Annotated in this window: 23 protein-coding genes and 1 pseudogene; 19 read left to right on the top strand and 5 right to left on the bottom strand. The window is 44.1% G+C overall.

Going from position 1 to position 22,365, the window contains the following annotated elements:
* Positions 1-304 (bottom strand): annotated as a pseudogene (locus VIN08_RS11965) (dihydroorotate dehydrogenase (quinone)); the annotation flags it as partial.
* Between the two features lie 110 nt (positions 305-414).
* On the opposite strand from VIN08_RS11965, the gene VIN08_RS11970 reads away from it, so the two are divergent.
* Positions 415-924, top strand: a complete 510-nt coding sequence (locus tag VIN08_RS11970) for a hypothetical protein (protein ID WP_331965027.1) — start codon at positions 415-417, stop codon at positions 922-924.
* Positions 925-1,001: 77 nt separating this feature from the next.
* Here VIN08_RS11970 and VIN08_RS11975 read toward each other — a convergent pair whose 3' ends face one another.
* Both VIN08_RS11975 and xerD read right to left on the bottom strand, forming a co-directional pair.
* Entirely contained in the window at positions 1,002-1,544 is a 543-nt protein-coding gene (locus tag VIN08_RS11975) for a DUF4136 domain-containing protein (RefSeq protein ID WP_331965029.1), read from the bottom strand.
* Between the two features lie 85 nt (positions 1,545-1,629).
* Positions 1,630-2,538 (bottom strand): site-specific tyrosine recombinase XerD, encoded by a 909-nt coding sequence (gene xerD / locus VIN08_RS11980; RefSeq protein WP_331965032.1) that lies wholly within the window; start codon positions 2,536-2,538, stop codon positions 1,630-1,632.
* Between the two features lie 73 nt (positions 2,539-2,611).
* On the opposite strand from xerD, the gene aroQ reads away from it, so the two are divergent.
* The 13 genes from aroQ (at position 2,612) to VIN08_RS12040 (ending at position 12,529) form a co-directional block, all read left to right on the top strand.
* Positions 2,612-3,043 carry a type II 3-dehydroquinate dehydratase gene (aroQ, locus tag VIN08_RS11985; protein ID WP_331965035.1) on the top strand — a complete coding sequence of 144 codons (432 nt, stop codon included), beginning with the start codon at positions 2,612-2,614 and terminating at the stop codon, positions 3,041-3,043.
* An 81-nt stretch (positions 3,044-3,124) separates the two neighbouring features.
* A complete protein-coding gene (locus tag VIN08_RS11990) occupies positions 3,125-4,180 on the top strand; it encodes an aminotransferase class V-fold PLP-dependent enzyme (RefSeq protein WP_331965038.1) in 1,056 nt (351 codons plus the stop codon).
* Between the two features lie 126 nt (positions 4,181-4,306).
* Positions 4,307-4,678 carry a hypothetical protein gene (locus tag VIN08_RS11995; RefSeq protein ID WP_331965041.1) on the top strand — a complete coding sequence of 124 codons (372 nt, stop codon included), beginning with the start codon at positions 4,307-4,309 and terminating at the stop codon, positions 4,676-4,678.
* Positions 4,679-4,881: 203 nt separating this feature from the next.
* The gene (locus VIN08_RS12000; protein ID WP_331965044.1) at positions 4,882-5,247 is read left to right on the top strand and encodes a hypothetical protein; all 366 of its coding nucleotides are present in this window, start codon (positions 4,882-4,884) and stop codon (positions 5,245-5,247) included.
* Positions 5,248-5,260: 13 nt separating this feature from the next.
* The gene (locus VIN08_RS12005) at positions 5,261-7,471 is read left to right on the top strand and encodes a SulP family inorganic anion transporter (protein ID WP_331965047.1); all 2,211 of its coding nucleotides are present in this window, start codon (positions 5,261-5,263) and stop codon (positions 7,469-7,471) included.
* A gap of 14 nt (positions 7,472-7,485) precedes the next feature.
* Positions 7,486-8,004 carry a carbonic anhydrase gene (locus VIN08_RS12010; protein ID WP_331965049.1) on the top strand — a complete coding sequence of 173 codons (519 nt, stop codon included), beginning with the start codon at positions 7,486-7,488 and terminating at the stop codon, positions 8,002-8,004.
* A 121-nt stretch (positions 8,005-8,125) separates the two neighbouring features.
* Positions 8,126-9,520, top strand: coding sequence for a hypothetical protein (locus VIN08_RS12015; RefSeq protein WP_331965052.1), 1,395 nt, complete (start codon positions 8,126-8,128; stop codon positions 9,518-9,520).
* A 65-nt stretch (positions 9,521-9,585) separates the two neighbouring features.
* Positions 9,586-9,768: an outer membrane beta-barrel protein gene (locus VIN08_RS28655; RefSeq protein WP_414693279.1), complete on the top strand. Its 183-nt coding sequence runs from the start codon at positions 9,586-9,588 to the stop codon at positions 9,766-9,768.
* Positions 9,725-10,015, top strand: a complete 291-nt coding sequence (locus tag VIN08_RS12020) for an outer membrane beta-barrel protein (RefSeq protein ID WP_331965055.1) — start codon at positions 9,725-9,727, stop codon at positions 10,013-10,015. Before VIN08_RS28655 ends, VIN08_RS12020 begins: the two co-directional genes overlap by 44 nt.
* A 146-nt stretch (positions 10,016-10,161) precedes the next feature.
* Positions 10,162-10,869 (top strand): porin family protein, encoded by a 708-nt coding sequence (locus VIN08_RS12025; protein ID WP_331965057.1) that lies wholly within the window; start codon positions 10,162-10,164, stop codon positions 10,867-10,869.
* A 69-nt stretch (positions 10,870-10,938) separates the two neighbouring features.
* Positions 10,939-11,505, top strand: coding sequence for a MarC family protein (locus VIN08_RS12030; protein ID WP_331965060.1), 567 nt, complete (start codon positions 10,939-10,941; stop codon positions 11,503-11,505).
* Positions 11,502-11,951: a ribonuclease HI gene (gene rnhA, locus VIN08_RS12035; protein ID WP_331965063.1), complete on the top strand. Its 450-nt coding sequence runs from the start codon at positions 11,502-11,504 to the stop codon at positions 11,949-11,951. The genes VIN08_RS12030 and rnhA overlap by 4 nt, the downstream gene beginning before the upstream one ends.
* Positions 11,952-12,154: 203 nt before the next feature.
* The gene (locus VIN08_RS12040; RefSeq protein ID WP_331965066.1) at positions 12,155-12,529 is read left to right on the top strand and encodes a hypothetical protein; all 375 of its coding nucleotides are present in this window, start codon (positions 12,155-12,157) and stop codon (positions 12,527-12,529) included.
* On the opposite strand, the gene VIN08_RS12045 is transcribed toward VIN08_RS12040, so the two are convergent.
* Complete coding sequence (locus VIN08_RS12045; RefSeq protein WP_331965069.1) at positions 12,522-12,665, bottom strand: hypothetical protein; 144 nt, start codon at positions 12,663-12,665, stop codon at positions 12,522-12,524. The genes VIN08_RS12040 and VIN08_RS12045 overlap by 8 nt on opposite strands.
* Positions 12,666-12,713: 48 nt before the next feature.
* Here VIN08_RS12045 and VIN08_RS12050 point away from each other — a divergent pair, with 48 nt between their 5' ends.
* Complete coding sequence (locus VIN08_RS12050) at positions 12,714-15,263, top strand: DUF2309 domain-containing protein (protein WP_331965072.1); 2,550 nt, start codon at positions 12,714-12,716, stop codon at positions 15,261-15,263.
* 11 nt (positions 15,264-15,274) lie between these two features.
* Entirely contained in the window at positions 15,275-17,143 is a 1,869-nt protein-coding gene (locus tag VIN08_RS12055) for a proton-conducting transporter membrane subunit (protein WP_331965075.1), read from the top strand.
* Positions 17,144-17,233: 90 nt separating this feature from the next.
* Here the strand turns inward: VIN08_RS12055 and VIN08_RS12060 are convergent, their stop codons facing one another.
* Entirely contained in the window at positions 17,234-18,565 is a 1,332-nt protein-coding gene (locus tag VIN08_RS12060) for a saccharopine dehydrogenase C-terminal domain-containing protein (protein ID WP_331965078.1), read from the bottom strand.
* Between the two features lie 133 nt (positions 18,566-18,698).
* On the opposite strand from VIN08_RS12060, the gene cdd reads away from it, so the two are divergent.
* The 3 genes from cdd to VIN08_RS12075 all read left to right on the top strand — a co-directional run bounded on the left by cdd (position 18,699) and on the right by VIN08_RS12075 (position 22,248).
* Positions 18,699-19,163 (top strand): cytidine deaminase, encoded by a 465-nt coding sequence (gene cdd, locus VIN08_RS12065; RefSeq protein ID WP_331965081.1) that lies wholly within the window; start codon positions 18,699-18,701, stop codon positions 19,161-19,163.
* A gap of 117 nt (positions 19,164-19,280) precedes the next feature.
* Entirely contained in the window at positions 19,281-21,149 is a 1,869-nt protein-coding gene (locus tag VIN08_RS12070) for a GAF domain-containing protein (protein ID WP_331965084.1), read from the top strand.
* A 277-nt stretch (positions 21,150-21,426) separates the two neighbouring features.
* Entirely contained in the window at positions 21,427-22,248 is an 822-nt protein-coding gene (locus tag VIN08_RS12075; RefSeq protein ID WP_331965087.1) for a protein-glutamate O-methyltransferase CheR, read from the top strand.
* Positions 22,249-22,365: the final 117 nt, after the last annotated feature.

The following is a 22,365-nucleotide window of genomic DNA, read 5'->3' on the forward strand; positions in this document are numbered from 1 at the left end:
TATCATTGCCCGGTTGTGCTTTGGGTGTAAGGGTACCGATCTCTATAAAGCCAAATCCAAGGCAAGCCATTTCATCGATCAGTCGAGCATCTTTATCAAGACCGGCCGCGAGACCGACAGGATTTTTAAATTTCAATCCAAAAATTACACGCTCGAGTTGTACATCTTCAAAATGAAAAAAGAAACGAAGTAATGCCTTACCGCCTGGTATCCTTCCTATTACACGAAGGGTAGCAAAAACCAGGTGATGGATTTTTTCGGGATCGACCAGGAAAAGCAGCGGGCGAATAAACAATTTGTACATGAGGGCAAATATATACAGTTAGGCAAGGATAATAACTACTGGCGGAATTCTCCTACCGTTATTCCTAAAAAATAGTATGTTCGCGGCCTAAAATAACTTTAGCTTACCTTATGAAAAAACTTTTAATCATTGCGTCAATCGCGTGTTTTGCATCAGTGCTGGCAAATGATGTGCTTGCTCAGGATCGTGTTAAGAATCGTGCTGGATTCTTTTTGGCAGCTGCTACCGATGACATCAACGAAGTAGGTATCGGTGGAATTGCTGAATTTGTCGTGGCGAAAAGAGTAACAATCTCTCCTCAAATGATTATATACTTTCCGGAAGATCGCGGCAACTACGATATCAATTACCTGGAGGTAAACGTAAACGCCAACTATTACTTCTACAACAAAGACATCTTTGAGTTTTATGGTTTGGGTGGTTTGAACTTTACCCGCCAGCACATCAACTACGAATACAATCGCAGTGATTATAACAACCTGGAGATTGGCCTTAACGTTGGTGGCGGTATCAACTTCGAACTTGGCAAGAGCGTTGTGCCATTCTCTGAACTTCGTGCAACCATTGGCGATTTCAACCAGATCGTTGTAACAGGCGGTTTGAAATTCAACCTGCGCTAGTTATACCGGTATATATAAAACATAAAAATGCCTGGCGATTACGTCAGGCATTTTTATTTATACGCTTGCAGTAATTCTTATCTTCTTTTGCGATTCCGGTTCGGAAATTTACGCAGTGCTTTATATACCGAGCCATCGATAATTTTCGGATCGCTGGTGTCGGTTGTTAATGTACCACTCACCTTCCACAGTTCGCGCCTGGTGCGTGACGATACTTCAATCTCTAATATACCTTCTCTGAAATCGCGTGACCATGAACGTGACTGATCTACATCGGCCGGTGTAGCAGCCGGTGATGAACCCAACGGCCCGAGATTTTCTGAATTGGTTTGCTTGAACGATCCGGTTACATAACTCACAATGAGTTGAGCGGTAGAATCATTTACATATTTATATCCCTTTGCTTCCAGTTCAGTAGCAATCGCATTTTTCATTTTTTGAAAAAGCTCTTCCTCATTTACTTTCTGCTCATCTTCCGGAGTAATTACCTCACCTTTCACAACGGTAAACGTTTCGTAGGTGGTAAGGTCTACATTCGGAACTTCTACCACTACTTTGAACTGAGCCTGTGCCGACAGCACCGCGCCATACAATAAAAAGATCAAACTATATTTTCTCATGACTTAAAAATGCTTTGTACGATGTATGCGAAGCCGGGGTGAAATTACATCATTCGCATGATCTGTATCTATGAATATAAAAAAATTATGCGCGCGGATGAAATTCCTGTATCACCTGTCGCAGGTAATCGCGGTCCAGGTGGGTATATATTTCGGTAGTGGTAATGGATTCGTGCCCCAACATTTCCTGTACCGCCCGCAGATCAGCACCGCCTTCTATCAAATGTGTGGCAAATGAGTGACGAAAGGTGTGTGGACTGATCGTCTTCTCCAGTCCTATACTTTTCGCCAGGTTCTTAATGATAGTAAAGATCATCACGCGGGTGAGCTTTTTACCATTACGATTCAGAAACACAAATATCTCCGAGCCTTTCTGCACAGGCTTATGCGGTGACTTCCCGCGCAGTTCATCGATATAGATCTGAAGGTACTTCATAGCATCGCGGCCGATCGGAACCAGTCGCTCTTTATTTCCTTTTCCGGTTACACGCAAAAAGCCAACATCAAAGTATAGATTGTTCAGCTTGAGATCAACCAGTTCGCTGACACGAAGCCCCGAGCTATACAACACTTCCAGCATGGCGCGATTGCGTCCTCCTTCAGGAGAAGACATATCAATCGCGTTGAGTAATTTTTCAATCTCCGGGTAGCTGAGTGTATCCGGTAACTTGCGGCCCAGCTTTGGCCCTTCGATCAGCGCAGTAGGATCTTTATCGATCAGGTCTTCAAACAACAGGTATTTGTAAAATGCTTTTATACCCGATAGTATACGCGCCTGGCTATAGGCGCTCATGCCCAGTTCGTTTATATACTCCAGGAAGCCTTGCAACACCTGCGGGGTTACTTTCAGAGGCGAAAGCTGGGGATCTTTCATGGATATGAATTGCTGCAGCAGCGTAACGTCATGGATATAGGCTTCTACCGAGTTGGCTGCGAGTGAACGCTCTACCTTGAGGTAATTCCTAAAATGCCGCACCTGCATTTCCCAATTCATGGCTCAATATTAAGAGAAAGAAGTTTTTATTTTTCAATCGTGCCTTTAACTTTCGAAATATCTGCAACTGACAATGAAACTACAGATCATCAACGGCCCGAACCTGAACCTGCTGGGAAAACGCGAAACGTCTATTTACGGCAGCACTTCGTTCGAAGAATTTTTCGAAACACTGAAGAAACGTTTCTCGTCACTGGAACTTCACTACTACCAGTCGAATGTAGAGGGCGAGATCATTAACAAGATCCATGAAGTCGGGTTCTCATTCGATGGTATCATCATCAACGCAGGTGCCTACACGCACACCTCCATTGCTATTCACGATGCCATCGGTGGTATAAAAACTCCCGTAGTGGAAGTACATATTTCCAACGTATATGCACGCGAAGAGTTCAGACATAAAAGTCTTATCACATCTAAATGTGTTGGTATGATGACCGGCTTTGGCATGGAAGGGTATGCGTTGGCGCTTACGTATTTTATTAACAAAAACGCAGCGCAATAAGCCTGCTATAACTTTGCCGGTATAGTACAGGCACAATTATATATTCAGTAATTTTACTGAACAACCCAACGCTTAATCGTTATGATCTCCTTTTATCCAGGTCCGTCACGGGTATACGATGCTATACCAAAATATGTAAAGGATGCCTATACCCTGGGCATTATGAGCATCAACCACCGCAGCGATGACTTTGTAAAGATGTCGGAGCGAACGATCAAGCTGCTGAAGCAGAAGCTTAATATTCCCAAGAATTATACCGTGTTCTTTACCTCTTCGGCCACAGAATGCTGGGAGATCATTGCACAGTCGGTTGTTACAGACAAGAGCTATCATTTATACAATGGCTCTTTCGGGCAGAAGTGGTTCGACTATACCAAACGCATTCATCCACTGGCGGAGCCGTTGCCTTTTGATGTAAACGAAAAGCTCGATGCCAAGAAACTGATCTTCGATTTAAAAGAAGGTCTTATCTGCATTACTCAAAACGAAACGTCTAACGGCACGCAGGTAAGCAACGCGACTATACGCGCTATCAAAAAAAATAATCCATCGTATTTACTCGCCATCGATGCTACTTCATCTATGGCCGGTATACAACTGGATTTTAAAGCGGCCGATATTTGGCTGGCGTCTGTACAAAAATGTTTTGGTCTGCCTGCAGGCATGGGGCTGATGGTTTGCTCGCCACAGGCACTGGAGCGCGTGCAAACTATACAGGAACACAACCACTATAACAGCCTCACTTTTATGATGGACATGATGGCGAAGTGGCAAACACCGTTCACACCCAACGTGCTGGGCATTTACCTGCTGATGCGCGTACTGGAAGATACCGATACGATCGATGTAACGCACGACAAGATCTATCAGCGCTATACCCGCTGGATAAACTTTCTGAAATCGCGCAAAACCCTGCGGCACTTTGTTACCGAAGAAGATGTACAGTCCTATACCGTTATACCTGTAACAGCCGATGAAAAAACGGTGAGTGCTGTAAAGAAAAAAGCCAAAGAAGAAGGGCTGCTGCTGGGCGAAGGGTATGGCACCTTTAAACCGATAACGTTTCGTATAGCCAACTTTCCAGCTTTAAAGGATAAAGAGATCAATACGCTAATGAAGTTCCTGGAGAAATATTAGAAAAAATCAGCACGATTAGCCAAACTCTCTTTGGCTGACCTATATGTTACCATCAAAAAAAATCATACATTCACATATCATTTTTTCGGAAGGACTTTGGGTGTTTGATTAAATCAATGCGTTAACATGACCGGAGTATCACGACAATTTATGCGAATGGTGCTGATGGTGTTGCTCTTCCAGTTTCTGTCACCGGCATTCTTCACAATCGTTACGCAGCGCGGCAACCTGCAGCAAGATAACCATGGTATATCTGTTCATGCTCACCACAGTTCTATAGTTTTACCGCAGCTCTTAAAAGAAAAAGACGAGTCTGAAACGGAATTCAAAGCCAGTGCTGTTGCAGACATCCTCAACTTTGTTCCGCTCATCGATTTCACCAATCACTCCTTCGTTCTCGCGCAACTGCATACATCGAGACTCAGGTCTTTTGTTTTTCACGATCGCATCAATCATCAACCTCCTTTGTTTACGCTGCACAGCGTCTACATTATCTGATACTTTCCTTTCTCCAGCCGACTTGTTCTTAAGTCGCCAGCAACGCTTATGCTATAGAGTATAGCTGCGTTGTTCCTTCATTTTACTATTTGGTTTTTTACTGTTCCAGTTCAGCACGTGCACCTGTTATAGCTGTTGTTACGGCCGCAGAAAAAAATCGGCCAGGTATATTAAAGAAGTATTTCATGTAAATGAACATACCTATGGATTCATCTCATTTTCTGATAGTGAAAGATCCTGCTGCAGTTTCATCACTTGAAATTCCGGTACTATACTACAATCAATTCTATATAGTTGCGTCAGAACTTCTGCAAGAGAAGAGCAACCATTGTATAAAGTATACAGCTACGATTCACTCGTATGATGACGGATTAACGTGTATCTGTTACATAGCGGATGACCAGACTGGTGAAATAAAAATCCTGAGTTACGATCTGCCACCTCAAAACAAAAAACAACTGTTGTCGCTCTCGCGGCAGTTCAGTTCGATGTATACGTTTGAGCGCGATCTCGCCCACGACTTTGGAATTGACTTTATATACCTGCCCTCCAATTCTGTTACCAACTAATCAACGTAAAAACATGAAAGACCTCCATATTCCCCACGATGGCCTTGCCGGCCTGAAAGAAAACTGGAAGACCGATGCCTTATCGGGATTCCTCGTTTTCCTGTTAGCCCTTCCGTTAAGTTTAGGCATTGCAAAAGCCAGTGGTTATGATGCTGCCATGGGTGTTTTCACGGCGATGGTTGGTGGTATTGTGGTAAGTATATTTCAGGGCGGGCGACTTACTATTAAAGGTCCTGCAGCCGGCTTGATTACCGTTTGTGCAGGAGCGGTAGCTGATTTAGGAGGCTTGCATATACCGGGTGTAACGGCTACACAACTGGCGTGTGGCGCCATCGTGATTGTTGCTATACTTCAGGTGATCTTCGGATTGCTGAAGTTCGGCTCCTTCAGCGATTTCTTCCCGCACTCAGCGGTGCATGGTATGCTGGCCGCGATTGGTGTACTCATCTTCGCAAAACAGTTTCCTATACTGCTGGGCGTAGATGCCTCGCTTACCAAAGGACTTAACCCGGTACAGCTCTATACACATATACCGGTATTTATAGCACACGCAAAAGCGCCCATAGCCTTGGTAGGTATAGCCAGCCTGGCTATCATCTTCGGTCTGCCGGCATTGGGTGGTATATTTAAAAAGATACCTGCACCCATGATCGTGCTGGTAATTATGATACCACTGGCCGTGGCGCTGGGGTTTAAAGAAAGATATACCGGCTCGCTGGTAACGATCGGTGACTTTTGGAAGAACGTAACGTTCAGTGCAAGCTTCGCAGCGATCAACACCCTTATATTCTGGAAATATGTATTCATGTTTCTGTTCGTGAACAGTCTTGAATCACTATTAACTGTAAAGGCTATAGATGGTCTCGATCCATGGAAACGTAAATCCGATTACAACCAGGATTTAAAAGCACTCGCATTGGGCAACGGTATATCTGGTTTATTAGGTGGCCTGCCGATGATCTCGGAAGTTGCGCGTAGCTCAGCCAATGTAAACAACGGTGCCCGTACACGCTGGGCCAACTTCTTTCATGGTTTCTTTCTGCTGGTGTCTATGTTGCTGTTAGTACCGGTTATTGAAATGATACCGACTGCTGCACTTGCTGCCATGCTGATTGCTGTAGCCTACCGGTTGGCTTCTCCGAAGGAATTTATAGGCACCTATAAAATAGGCCCGGAGCAGTTTGTGATCTTTATGGTAACGATCATTATAACGGTTGCCGAAGATTTACTGGTGGGTGTTGCTGCCGGTATACTTACCAAAATAATCTTTCACATCATGAACGGTGCTCCGCTGAAAAGTTTATTCAAGGCAGACTACGATGCTACTGAAAGTAACGAAGAATATACTATACGCATAAGAGGCGCTGCTACCTTCTCGAATTTTCTGGGCTATAAAAAACTCTTCGCGCAGTTCAGGCCCGGCAAGCTGGTGTGCTTCAACTTTGCCGATGCCAAACTGGTAGATCATTCTTTTATGGAGCAACTCCATCACTTCGAAGAAGACTATCACCTCACCGGAGGCAAAGTAGTGTGGAGTGGTTTGGAAAAATTCAGTCCGTTCTCCAATCACCCGCTTGCTGCACGCAAGCTCGCGAAAGATGCAGCCAATAAAATCGAGATCAGGCTTACTCCACGGCAAGTTATACTGCGCGACCTGGCAGAGAGAAATGACCTCACCTTCTATCCGCAGAAAGTACGCAACGCTGTGAAGTATAAAGATTTTCCATTGGAGCAAGGCAACAGTATACTATACGAAGAAAATGTATTGATGAAATATAGCGAAGAAGCCAAGATCGACATCTCTGACATTACACTGACAGAAGGTGTGCGCCATGTAGAAGACGATGTGCACATTACGGTGCTGCATGTTTCGGAACTGGAATGTACTATACCTGATTTTGCCCTGGAGCCCGAAGGACTCTGGGCAAAGTTTTCCGGATTTGCTTTTGGAAAAGATATAAACTTTATGGACCACCCACTATTCTCGAAGAAATACTATCTACGCGGTAATGATGAACCTGCCGTGCGCGAATTTTTCAACCCGAGTGTATTGGAGTATTTAGAAGATCACGAAGAGCTTCACGTTGAATCGCATCGCAGCAAACTGGTGGTGTATAAAAAACGCGACTTGCTGGTGCCTGCGGAGATCAACGATACACTCACTTTTATTGAGGGCTTTGTAAAAACATTAAGCAAACGCCCTGTACAACATGCTATACTTTAAACGCTAAAAAACGAATGCACTTTAACTCACTGTTTCGGGAAGAAAAGACCTTGATCATAGCCTGCCATGAGCTTGATGAAAAAGACAAGAAAGAATGGAATGAGAATGTATTTTTAATAAGCTCACCGGGAAATGTTCTGCAACGGCACAGCTACCTGTTGCAGGAGAACTTTCGATATTATGTGGAAGATATAGGATGCAAACAGATTGTAGTGGTGGGACACAACCATCCGCAGGCTGTAGAACATATACTTACCGATGCATCCACATCGCAGTTGGTGGCCGATCTCACCTTCAACCGAAAACCACTTTCACAAAATTACCTGATGAGTAAAGGTGCACTCGAGCGGGCACTGCTCGAACTCAACATCATTGAGCAGTGTAACCTGCTGCTGGAATACGATTTTATTCGGGAGCGTATAAAGGCCCGGCTGCTAACACTGATCGGTGTTATAACGGCCTCTGCCAGTGCAGACGCTTCGCAGATATACTACAATGGTATAGTCTATAACAATCTTGTTTCACTAAACTAATTCATAAGCGGAGTGATGACCCACGTAACTTTGTTTAACTTTGAACATCTGATCCCGACCAGTCTACCTGCATGCGAGCATAACGGATGGATCGTTCAACTAAACTCAACCGCTAACAGCAATGAAGAAAAAAGTACTAGCCATTCTCGTGGGTATAGCACTGCCAGTATCTGTTGTGTCTGCACAAGTACAACCCGACAATCAGGCATCCGCCAGTGAAACCAAACCACCCGCTAAGACGAATATCGAAGAGTTGAGACTGAAATTAAACGAAGATGGCAGCCATTACCTCAAGTGGACTTTCCTTAACCAGGTATGGATCCGTTACAACGACAGTAACCCGGGCACTACGGTAATGGGCGAGCCGGCCAACGAGACGTTTGATATAGGTCTTCGCAGAACGCGTATACAGTTCTACGGGCAATTAACGGATCATGTATTCTTCTATACACAGTTTGGTCAGAACAACTTCAATTTTCTTGCCGGGCAAAATGCCAACAACAATGGCAACCGTAAATTCCAGGTATTCTTTCACGATGTGCTCGGTGAGTATAAAGTATGGAAAGACAACGAGAAGTTGAAACTCGGTGGCGGTCTTACTATTGCCAATGGTCTTTCACGTTTTAGTCAGCCAAGTGTTGGTACTATTATGACGCTGGATGTTCCTGTATTTGCACAGGCTACGGTTGATCAAACCGATGAGTTTTCGCGCAAGCTGAGTATATATGCACGTGGCCAGCTAGGTAAATTTGATTATCGTTTAGTATTAAGCGATCCGTTTCCGGTTACCAGCAGTGGCACCGCTCTTCCAAGTATAGGACCTAACGCCACATTTGCACAGCAAGGACACCATAAGCAATACCAGGGATTCTTCATGTGGAATTTCTTCGATAAAGAATCCAACACCACACCCTATATGACGGGTGCATACCTCGGCAAGAAAAAAGTATTTAACCTGGAAGCTGGTTTCATCACACAGAAAAATGCGATGTGGGTTTCGAATGACGGTGGTGTAACTACCGAGTATCAGAATATGAAATTATGGTCGGCTGCACTTTTCTACGATGCTCCTATAGATGCAGAGAAAGGAACAGCGCTCGCTGCCTATGCCGGCTACTTCAATCTCGACTATGGCACCCATTACCTTCGCTATAATGGCATTATGAATCCCGCCAACGGCATGGCTACCGGCCCGTACTATGCCAACTCGCAAGGCAATGCTTTCCCGATGTTTGGTACCGGCCAGGTACTGTACGCACAGATCGGTTATTTACTGAAAAAAGATTTGTTAGGTGAAGGCAACGGAACACTAATGCCGTATGCCTCTATTATGAGCGGAGACTACGATCGCCTGAACGACCGAATGAATGTGTGGGATATAGGTGTAAACTGGTTGGTAAAAGGACACACCAGTAAAATTACACTCGATTACCAGAACAGACCAACCTATACCAGCGATGGCAACAAGAGTGGCACGAAAGGCCAGGTGCTGTTACAATACCAGATATACTTCTAATATATATATAAAATATTGGGCCAATAACTGCAGTAGACTGGTTCTTCAAAGTAAGTTTAGATTAGGTGCAGCCTGAATTGAACTTTGTTCAGAAAGGATATAAAGCATCAGAAGGAAGTGCAACCGAAAAACTGAAACTTAACTATCTCGAATTGCCTGTATTGGCAAAAGTTTCTTTCGGCAAAGTTACCAAGTTTTATCTGAATGCAGGGTCCTTCCGTTGCCTACGGATTAGGTGGCAAGTATAAATATGAGGAAGGCAGTCAGAAGATCGAAACCAAAGTAAAATTCGGAAATGGTAATAGCAGCAATGATGATCTATACCTCGGCAATAAAATTGACTTCGGAGTTCAATTTGGTGGCGGTGTATTAATTGCCGGAAAAGTTATGGTAGATGTTCGCTACGGTTTGGGACTCACAAATATTACCGATGGCAGCAATGCAAAGAATGGTGGTTTCCAATTTACAGTGGGTGTACCGATCAGCCTGAAATAATTGGTAGTTCAGATTTAGGAAAGAGGGCCGTTACTGAAAAGTACGGCCCTTTTTATTTTTACCCATACGCCCCCACAATGATGTAGTTTCTGCAACCAGCCCAACCGTTGTATCCGTATTCACGCAGATAATTAACGTAACCCTTTATGTCTAAAAAAACTTTGATCGCAGCACTTCTCTTCGGAAGTGTATCGTTAGCACATGCACAAACAATCATCCCGAAAGCAGGTATTACGATTTCCAATCTTGCAGCCAACCAGTTTGTTGGCGACATGGAAAATCACATTTCATCACGTTCCGGTTTTGTTATCGGTGCAGCGTATAACCTGTCCGTTGGCACGGTAGGGAAAGGTATATTTTCTGTACAGCCTGAGATCACCTTCATTCAAAAAGGATTCAAAGTGGATGCCTCCGGAGAATTCTTTGGCAGCGAGTCGTTCTATACCATTAACACCAAACAAGAGTATAAGATCAACTACCTCGAGTTTCCGGTGCTGGCCAAGCTTGCTTTCGGAACCGACAAGATTCGTTTCGCTGTCAATGCTGGTCCATCCATAGGCTTTGGTTTGGGAGGCAAGTTTAAAGGCACCACCCACGTAACCGATAATGCGGACTATAACGAAACTACCGATGCCAAAGGTAAAATACATTTCTATGACAGCGATGAACTCAATTCGGTAGAGTTCGATCACAACGTTGACTTTGGTATACAGGGTGGTGTAGGTATAATTCTGCTTAACCACCTGGCGTTTGATGTTCGCTATGGCACCAGCCTTACCAACCTCAACCACAACAACAAGAGCAAGAACAACGTGTTGCAATTCACAGTGGGCGTACCCATTCAATTCAACTGATACATTTTTAGTAAAGACCTTCTCTCAAAGCCAGATTTACCATCTGGCTTTTTTCGTTAGTTTTGCGCTATGTTTAACTTCAAGGAAATATTTTCCGTAACACTCATCCTGTTTTCGGTTATCGATATCCTCGGTTCCATTCCGTTCATTATCATCATCCGTAAACGCGAAGGAAGAATACACGCAGAAAAAGCTACTATTATATCAGCCGCTCTCATGGTTGGTTTTCTTTTTCTCGGGCAATCCATTCTTACACTCTTCGGTCTGGATGTAGCTTCGTTTGCTGTGGCCGGTGCTATTGTAATTTTTATTGTGGCCATGGAAATGATACTCGGTATAACACTGATCAAAGACGACCCCGATGCCAAAGGCTCAGGCTCCATTGTACCTTTAGCGTTTCCGCTCATAGCCGGAGCCGGAACCATGACTACTATACTTTCGCTTCGTGCCGTATACCAGGAGATCAACATCCTTACCGGTATATTACTCAACCTCATGTTTGTATACCTCGTGCTTCGTTCATCGGTATGGCTGGAGCGCGTTATTGGTAAATCAGGCTTCGCAGTACTGCGCAGAGTATTTGGTGTAATTCTGTTGGCCATCGCGGTTAAGATCTTTAAGACACACGCATTATGATCCGAATCTATACCGATGGTGCTGCCCAGGGAAATCCGGGCCCCGGTGGCTATGGCGTTATCCTGAAATTTAAAGACGCGGTAAAAGAATTATCAGAGGGATTCCGGCTTACTACCAACAACCGTATGGAGTTGCTGGCGGTAATAAAAGGTTTACGTGCCATCAAGAAAGAAGGTATACCGGTGATGATCTTCTCCGACTCGGAGTATGTAATCAACGCTGTTGAAAAAGGCTGGCTGTGGAACTGGCAGAAGAAAAATTTCAAAGACAAGGCCAATGCCGATCTGTGGCAACAATATATACCCCTGCATCAAAAATTTCAGCCGCGTTTCACTTGGGTAAAAGGCCACGCAGGCCATCCTGAAAATGAACGATGCGATGTACTCGCAGTGCAGGCCGCCCGTGGCACGAACCTGCTGATCGATGAGGTGTATGAGCGGAAATAACGGAGCCGGTATCCGTTAATGGTTATTCGTGAATAGTTAACCGGTGCATCCAGACTTCATTATTCGCTGATCGATATTCCTGGTTCGATATTCAAATTCCGTTATCCGTTAATAGTTATTCGATATTCAATCCCTTATTCATTGCTCGATATTCGTTGGCCGTTCATAGCTAACCTGTCGTATTTTTTTTATATTTGTTTACTATGAAGACGTTCAATCACATAAGGTCGTACGTTATCGCTTTTGTGATCTTCTTCTTATTGGCCTCCATTGTCTTCAGCTCCTTTAATTCATTCAGTCTTACTCCCAAAACCCGGGCACTTGCCTACTCATCTAAATCCAGGACACACACGCAATCCTGTTCACAATTTCCTTACGAAGAAAAAGAAAAGGAAGAAGAGAAAGGGATCGATAACACCAATGCCCATCATCATTTCCTTTTCAGCAGTCCCATTGATGAATCTGATCTATATACCCGGACAGAAACATACGAGTATAATTTTTACCATGCTCCATCTATATGCGGCATCACAGCCTGCACACCGCTCTATCTCGCCAAGAGAGCTATACTCATCTGATCGTTACCTGTACTTCCGTTTTGCCTTTACCGGTAACCTGATCCTCAAGTTTTCTGCTTAACAATATCCGGGCTGCTGCTATACTCTTATATGCCCGCTTTCCGCCAACGGATAGTCTATCAGCAAGAGCTTGCATAGCTCCTGCTTCATTAAACAGTTAGTACGAAAATTTTAAATCGCATGAATGAAAACGCAAGCTCCTCCTCTTGCCGAAGCGGACGCATCCCGCCCGGCAAAAGTTACCGGCAATTCGTTTAACGAACACGATGTACTCTATGAATTGAAACACTATTTACCGGCACAGGCTCCTCTAAAAGATTTTATACATCATAATACACTTCACGCTTTTCAGCGACTCAAATTTGCCGATGCCTTGCGCAATGCATCGGAGATATTCGGCTATAAAGTTTCGCTTACGCTGGATGAATACAGAACGCTACACCATGAGCAACGCATTCGCGATGATATACTCGAAAAAATAATTATCGATCATAAAGGCGTTGGTTCCTGCCAGGATTGGCTTGAAAAAATTCTCTACAAAAGTTATAGTCCATCACCTTCTCCGCGAATAGGTTCATTGCGCGCCAATTGGAAAAGAGAATACCAGATGGATCTTGATTCACTGGTGCATCCCATCCTCTTCCGTATACTTTGCAGCTATCTCGATCAGGGTATATCTATGTGGAACTTCCCGGTGTGGCACAAAGGATTTCTCGCCTCCATTCGCGAGATGGAACGCAACAGTTTTACCAGTTTCTTTCACACCAGGCGCGCACAACAACTCTTGCTAAAAGGCAATCATCAAATAGAACACCTGCTGAAACTACTGGTGGGTAATGATAAGCTATATGAGCAGTATCTCTTCGATCAGCAGTTTGCACACCAGGGATGGTCAGGTATAGTCTCCGCTATAGAAGATCAACCCGAATCATTACTCGATCCTAAAAAAATATCGCTGCACGATCTCATCACTTTTGAATTACTATTAGAGATTGATGCACTGGATTATCACTTCGGTAAAGGAGCCTGGTCGCCATTGGGTAACAGGATAAAGCACGAACCCCTTGAACTCTTTAGCAAAGTAGAACCAACCGAGCTACAAGAAGTACTCTTCATTTGGCAGAATGCCCTTGAGTGGAGTTATTACGACCAGGTGCTGGCTGGTATATGTACTCCTGAAAAACCAAAACAGTCTGTTACTGGAACCCGAAGTTTCCAGGTCGCTTTCTGCATCGATGATCGTGAGTGTTCACTCAGGCGCTACCTGGAAAAACTGGATACTGCCTGCGAAACTTTTGCTACGCCTGGTTTCTTCGGTGTAGAATTTTACTTCAAACCCGAGCATGGTAAATTTCACACCAAGCTTTGCCCTGCACCGGTTACACCGAAATACCTGATCAAAGAAACAGGCTCACGCAACAGGCGACAGAAAGATATACACTTTACCAAGCCAACGCACTCTTTGTTTCGTGGCTGGTTGATAACGCATACATTAGGTTTCTGGTCTGCACTAAAATTATTCATCAACATCTTCAGACCATCTATGAGTCCGGCAACCGCATCATCGTTCCGCCACATGGATAAATTTGCTACACTTACTATTGAGTGTAAAAATCCGGAACACCGCGAGCATGGTTTACAGGTTGGATTTACCATTGATGAAATGGCCACACGTGTAGAGAATGTATTGAAGAGTATTGGCCTCGTCAAAGATTTTGCTCCTGTCGTATATGCTATAGGGCACGGCTCCAGCAGTGTAAACAATCCGCACTATGCTGCGTACGACTGCGGTGCCTGCTCTGGTCGTGCAGGCTCGGTAAATGCGCGTGTATTCTGCTATATGGCCAATCATCCGAAAGTACGGGATATACTCGCATCGAGAGATATAGTCATTCCTGTAACAACACAGTTTGTAGGTGGATTGCACGACACAACGCGCGATGAAATTATATTCTTCGATGAAGATTTACTCCATGCTAAAAACCAGGCACTACATATAGACCATGAAACATTGTTTGCCCAGGCACTTGATCTGAATGCGAAAGAAAGATCCAGAAGATTTGCATCGATCAATACCCGGCAGACACCCGCCAAGATTCATGAAAAGATCAAGACACGTTCTGTATCCTTGTTCGAGCCGCGCCCTGAACTCAACCATGCGACCAACGCTGTTTGTATAGTAGGAAGAAGAACACTATCGCAAAATCTTTTTCTCGACAGAAGATCATTCATGAACTCGTTCGATTACCGGGTTGATCCGGAAGGTAAATATCTCTTTAACATTTTAAAAGCTGCAGCACCGGTATGTGGTGGTATAAACCTGGAGTATTTCTTCTCACGAGTCGATAATCAGAAGCTTGGTGCCGGAACAAAACTTCCTCATAATGTGATGGGGTTGTTTGGCGTTGCTAATGGTATAGATGGCGATCTGCGTCCGGGGTTACCAAGCCAGATGATAGAAGTACATGACCCGGTTCGCTTACTCATCATTGTTGAACATATACCGGAAGTAGTATTGAAGACCATTCAGAAATCTGTAGAAACATACGAGTGGTTTATCAACGAATGGGTAAACCTCGTAGTGATTAACCCCGAAACAAAAGTATTATCCATATTCAAAGATGGTGTGTTCGAACCCTATCATCCACTGAAGAAGACAATGGAAACAGTAACCGATTCAGCCACACTGGTGGAATCTTACGAAGAAAATATACCGGTATACCTGATCTCTTAAACCCGCCTGTTATGACATCGCTGCTTCATTTCTTTATCGCTATACCGGTGATCGGATACTTCGTCAGTATAGCAATTCCCGGCAAACAGGAAAAACTCCTTTCACGCATAGCTTTCGGAACAGCAGGTATACATTTATTCCTTGCTATCGGCTTTCTCGCATGGTGGTTATTCAAAGGACATCATACACTCAACATGAAAGATATAGCCATCTTCACCACACCCGGCTACGAATTCTTCATTGATTTTTACTTCGACAAGATCACGGCCATGTATCTTTTTGTTGGCGCGTTTCTCACCTTTCTCGTAACCATCTATAGCGGTATATATCTTCATCGTGAGAGCGGCTATAAGCGTTTCTTCAATACCATACTATTCTTCTATATGGGATACAACACCGTGATTTTTGCCGGCAACCTCGAAACACTTTTTATCGGATGGGAAGTACTTGGTATAGCTTCATTTTTACTAATAGCATTTTATCGCGATCGTTACCTGCCGGTAAAAAATGCTGTAAAGATATTCTCCATCTATCGCATTACTGATGTGGGCATCATTCTCGCCATGTGGTTAAGTCACCACCTGTGGCACGAGAATATTACATTTCTGAAACTCAGCAATTATACTTTGGTAGATATACAACTACAACGTCATACACTGGTAGGTGTATTGATTTCACTTATGATATTGATCTCGGCTGCTGGCAAGTCTGCACAGTTTCCATTCTCATCGTGGCTGCCGCGTGCTATGGAAGGACCAACACCTTCAAGCGCTATATTTTACGGAGCACTCTCCGTACACCTTGGTGTGTTTCTGTTGGTACGAACATTTCCCTTCTGGGAACATCAGCTCTCCGTGAGAATACTCATTGCTGTTGCCGGTATATTTACCAGCATAGTGGCTACCGGTATAGCACGCGTTCAATCATCCGTTAAGAGTCAGATTGCGTATGCTTCCATTGCACAGATCGGGTTGATCTTTATAGAAGTAGCCGCGGGCTTCGAAACACTTGCCCTATTTCACTTTGCCGGAAACGCTTTTCTGCGAACATACCAGTTGCTGGTCTCCCCTTCCGTGGTGAGTTACCTGATACGCGAGCAATTCTATAATTTTACTCCGCGCCAGCATACAGTAGAAGATTCTCTCCCCAAAAAGATAGAATATACTTTCTACATGCTTTGCCTGAAAGAATGGAATCTTGATTCGATGATGTATCGCTATCTATGGAACCCACTCAAGTGGGCCGGTAAGAAACTCGGGTTCTTGACATTATCACGCGCTATATATTTCTTCGTGCCAGCATACTTGCTGGGTATATTTACCTTATACCAGGAAGAATATATACCAGCCGGTATACAGGAGCAACTGCCGGTAGTATTTGCGTTGATCGGATTGATTATGGTGCTCAAATCTTTTTCAGAACGAAAGCAGGCGCGCATGAGCTGGATGCTGGTGATCATGAATCACTTTTGGGTAGCTCTGGCAGTTTCCTTCAACGAGCATTTCAACTACAACCATACACTTTTATACCTCAGTGGAATTATAGTGGCGGGCCTTACAGGATTTCTTTGCCTGCACCAACTTAAATTACGCGAAGGCAACATTGACCTCGACCAGTTTCATGGTCACTCCTATAAACATCCCAAACTTGCTTTTGTTTTTCTATTAGCATGCTTAGGGCTATCCGGTTTTCCCATCACACCAACATTTATAGGCGAAGACCTGATCTTCACTCATATTCACGAAGACCAGGCCTTACTGGCATTATTCGTTTCACTGAGTTTTATCATGGATGGTCTTGCCATCATCCGCATCTATGCGCGCATCTTCCTCGGCCCGCACGTTAAATCGGTCTATGAGATGGCGTATCGCTCATCGTGAGGATCTGTATATAACAAAAAACAAAAGAGGTATACCTTAGCAGATATACCTATTAAACAATACTATCAACTTCTATAAAGAGAAGTATATCTATTTCTCTACTTCTGTCAATTCAACACCCAATGTTTTTAATTCATCAAGTATAGGTATATAAAATTCGGGCGATACCGGTATAGCAACACCGCGGCTGGTAATTTTATTCTGCAGCAGGAGTTTCGCTGCAATCCCCAACGGCAGACCTACTGTTTTGGCCATTGCTGTGTGCGTAGCATCTTCTCCTCTGGCAATAAGCGATGCCTGTATCTCGTGATGTTTACCTTTCAACTCATAGATAAAGCGATGCCACATCACAATAAAGTCGTTATCGCCTTCATTCAATTTCCATTTCTTATTGAGTATATATTCGAGTATCTGAGCAGGCGTTCCGTTGTTTAGGCCAACCGGTTCATCATCAAACAAACCCGACCAGCGTAAGCGAGTAATCTCCGGTCCATCCAGCTGAATCGAAAAATGTTTTACGAGTCTTTGTTCAAGTGATACATTTGTTTCAGCCTCCACAAAAGCATTTATAAAACTTCGGTGCGTCATGGCAGCAACGCCTTCCATTTTATAGGTATCATCACAACAACCCAATTGCACCAGTATATTCCAGGCAGAACAAAACCCCTTGTTACGAAGCGTTCCGCGCAGCATCGTCTGTATCCCTTCCAGTTGATATGTATCTATATACTTTAGTGAATCGCGGTTTGCATAGCCTTCATAATCGCCATATCCAGCAACATGCACCGGTGTAATGCGAGTAAACAGTTGCTGATAAGGTATATATTTATACTCTCCCTGCTGTATATATTTAGCGGTGCCCTGTCCGGCCATCACTACGTTCCGCGGGTTCCAGGTAAATTTATAGCGCCAGGGATTTTCCGGGTCAGTCTCAGGAGCAATCAATCCTCCCGTGAACGACTCAAACGAAATCAGTTTACCACCTTGCTGTTTTATTCTATCAATCACCTGCATAGCACTCATGTGATCGATACCCGGATCGAGGCCGCATTCATTCAGCAGGAGCAATCCTTTTTGTCGCGCTTCATAATCCAGCGCTTTCATTTCATCGGAAACATAGCTGGCGGTAAGCAAGTGCTTGTTCAGTGCAAGACAATACGTAGCCACTATCGGGTGAAAGTGAGCGGGCATCAACGATATCACCACATCAGCCTGCGCTATAGTTTTTTTGGAAGTGTGTTCATCGTTAACATCAAAACGGATAGCCTCTCCGTGGTGTGATGCTCCTACTCGTTCGCGGGCAGCCTCCACCGAAATATCTCCTACTATAATTTTCCAGTTATTCGCTGCCGCTTCGCGAAGCAAGTATGCGATCAACACCGATGACGATCGGCCGGCACCTAATGAGAGAATGGTTTTCATAGTTATACAATACTAGGATTGTAAAGCTAACCGTAAAAGTCTGAAACGAAATGACCTGCATTACCTTTTCGCGGGTTGCTTTGCACGTAAAGCTTTTTCACTAACTTTTCATGTTCTAAGCTAATATAGCCCGATGAAACAATTTATAATCGTAAACCGGTTAGATGATCTGGATGCCGGATCAAAAGAACTGGTATTAAAAGCCAAAGAAGCTTTAGCACATGCCTATGCTCCATACTCTAACTTTATGGTAGGCGCTGCTGCACTGCTGGATGATGGTTCGGTGATTACGGGCATGAACCAGGAGAACGCTGCTTATCCTTCCGGTTTATGTGCCGAACGCGTAGCGCTGTTCTCCGCATATGCACTTTACCCCCACGTTAAGATTTTGAAAGTTGCCGTAACAGCACAGAAAAGAAATGAACACGAACTCACACCAGCCACGTGTTGTGGCGAGTGCCGGCAAGTATTGCTGGAGTTTGAAAATCGCCAGCAGTCGCCCATAGAAATTGTTATGCAAAGCCAGGATCATCGGTGGGTCAAGGCACCTTCGGCCAGTTCGTTGTTGCCTTTTGCCTTTAGCAATGCCAGCCTGTAAACAATACCATCTCTATAGCGGGTTAACCGGTATAGCTTTCGTGTCGTGAATATTCACTTTCAGCTTTTTCCATACAGCAGTTTTGGCATTTAGGGTATTTTACTTTACTTGGGGTTTATGAAAATTCTGCGCGATACATCTCTGCGACTGATCGGTATTTATCTGCTCGTTGTAATGTTTTTAATATACTTCGCAGAATTTTATATCATTCAGCACAGGATCAATGTATTGGATGAAGCCGAACAACGCCTTGATTTTACCCGGAGCGCCCAGCTATCGAATCAACAGATAGCGTTACTGGTACAACGCCAGCGCGCTATGAAGAATGACCTCAGTGTTGATATTGAGGCGAGAATCGTTCAGCAGGATCACATGCTGGAAATTCTGGGGAAAGGTGGCCGTGTCGATCGCACGGAAGTAATTCTCAAACCACTATCGCGGTTGCCTCGCATTTCTTATGATAACCTCGTAGGATATTGGACAGAATATAAAGAGTCAGTAAGAGATATGCTGACTTCTTCTTCTCAACCTGCGGCATCTGCTATACCTGCACCTGTTGCTGGCGACAGCACCTCACTGACAGATAGTGCTTCTGTTGCAGCTCCGGTAATTACACATACAGCAAGCGTACCCGTTTCTGCAGCAGCCCAGCTAAAAGAAGAAAGTCTGGCACTTACCCTATATCAATGGTATGACAATCTTTTCAACGATCTGGAAAGTGAAGTGCGCGATCAAAAATCTTCCGTGCATGGCTGGGTCATTGCCATTATCACATTCGATGTTGCACTGCTCACATTGGTGTTCCTTGCATTTGATAAATACGTACTTAAACCTCTGAAGAAACTTCGTGAGAATACAGCGGGTCATCAGCAAGTACGCGACTTTGTTCCGAATGAGATCGGGCAGCTTTCTACTGTGATCAATGAAACGCTGGAGAACCTGAAAGATGCTACGGACTTTGTTACTGCTATCGGTCAGGGTAATCTGGATATCGATTATCAGGCTACACTCGATAGCCGGTATACACATGGTAAGAACAAACTGGCAGATTCACTCATCGAAATGCAGAGTAAACTGAAGTCGCTGAACGAAGAAGAACGCAAGCGTCAGTGGGCTAACGAAGGGCTTACCAAGTTTGTTGATATTCTCCGCTCATCGAATGACGACATTCGTGCGCTGGGTGACAAGATCATTGCTGCACTGGTGCAGTATACACGATCAAACCAGGGTGCACTATATATACTCAACGAAGAAGACGAACATAATCGTTACCTTGAACTGATCTCGTTGTTTGCATTCGACATCAAGAAACATGAAACGCGCAGGATAAAATTAGGAGAAGGTCTTTTAGGACAAACCTTCCTGGAGCGCGAAACAAACTACTATACTAATTTCCCGGAAGAGTATGTGCGCATAACCTCCGGGTTGGGTGATGCTAATCCACGTTCCATTCTTATTGTTCCCTTAAAGATTGATATGCGGGTATATGGCATTGTAGAACTTGCCTCTTTCAACGAGTACCAGCAATATGAAATAACATTTGTAGAGAAACTGGGTGAGACCATTGCTTCATCGGTAGCATCTGTGCGTGCTGCAGAAAAGAACAAGCAGTTAATAGATCAGTTTCAGGTGCAGACGGAACAGATGCGCGCGCAGGAAGAAGAGATGCGTCAGAACATGGAAGAACTCCAGGCTACCCAAGAAGAAGTTGCCCGGAAAGAGCGGGGGTATATCGAACGCATACAAGAGTTGGAACAGCAATCCGGTAAGAGTATATCTGCTGCTAAACTGGAAGAAGCTACCACAGTATTCGCGCGCAAGGAACGCGAGCACTTAGACAAAATCCATTCACTCGAAACACAACTGGCGCAGAAGCCCGCACGGTCAGACGACTGGCAGGTAGCTGAAGAAGTTGCCAAGAATCTGAAAGTAAGTCTGGAGGCTTTAGAGATCACACAACAGGAACTCAACCGAAAATTAGGGTAAATCTGTAATTACAATAGCCTTAAATGAAGTGAAAGTTGGCTATTAAACAGAAGCTCATCTATATTTTGTGGTTATCTTCATCCCGTAATGTCTCACATCTGTATTCAAAGTTTTTAATCCTTTTTCCAAGGAATTAGGACGATTTCGTTAATTTGATTTACTTAGAAAAAATGTGTGCTGAGATGGCTTTTGAACGCATGTAAGATTTAATCGTCAAATCCATCCGACAGTTTACCAGAGAAATTAATTTTGGGTTCCTTTTTATAAAGACCTGTTCATGCTCGATATCGACATAGCTGACCTTAAGAGAATTTCGGAGCTGATTTACCAGAAGTATAATTATGACTTCAGGAATTATGCCATGTCTTCTTTTAAAAGGCGCGTACTCCGCATCATGGAACTGAAGAAGCTTTCCGTGGATAGCCTTTTAAAGAAACTTACCGAACAACCCTCCTTCATCAATGAGTTCCTCGATGAACTTACGGTGAATGTTACCGAAATGTTCCGCGATCCGAGTTTCTGGCGCATTATGCGCGAAGAGATCATCCCGGCAATCATGCTTAACCACAAGCAATTCAAGATATGGCACGCGGGCTGCTCTTCCGGAGAAGAAGTGGTTTCCATGTGCATTATGCTGAAGGAGATGGGCGTGTTGCAGGATGTTACACTCATTGCTACAGACCTTGATGTAAACATTCTCGAGCGAGCGAAAGCTGCCACCTACCCGGTGAAGAACATGGAGCTGAACGAGAAGAACTATATCCGTTTTCAGGGAACGCGAACTTTCAAAGACTACTATAAGGAAGAGAACGGCAATGCTGTTTTCAATAAAGACTTGTTTATGAATGTTTCCTTCCGCAGACATGATCTGGTAACGGGCGACATCTTTAACAAATTCGATCTTGTTCTCTGCCGTAACGTGATGATCTATTTCAATCAGGCATTGCAGAATGAAGTATTGAAGAAATTCCACGAGAGTTTATTTAAGTACGGATACCTCGCCATCGGTTCTAAAGAATCATTGATCTGGTGCGACTATGCCAGTCGTTTCATCGTGGTTAACAACGAAGAAAAGATTTACAAGAAAATAAAAGATTAAGTGAAGTTTGCCTTTTACGAATGAGTAAGTTCAACCTAAATAACAGCTATAAAGCCGTTGTTATCGGTGGGTCAGCAGGCAGCTTCCAGGGTGTAGTAAAGATCCTGTCACAGTTGC

Source organism: Ohtaekwangia sp. (assembly GCF_036568665.1).
In the GTDB taxonomy this organism is placed as follows: Bacteria; Bacteroidota; Bacteroidia; order Cytophagales; family Cyclobacteriaceae; genus Ohtaekwangia.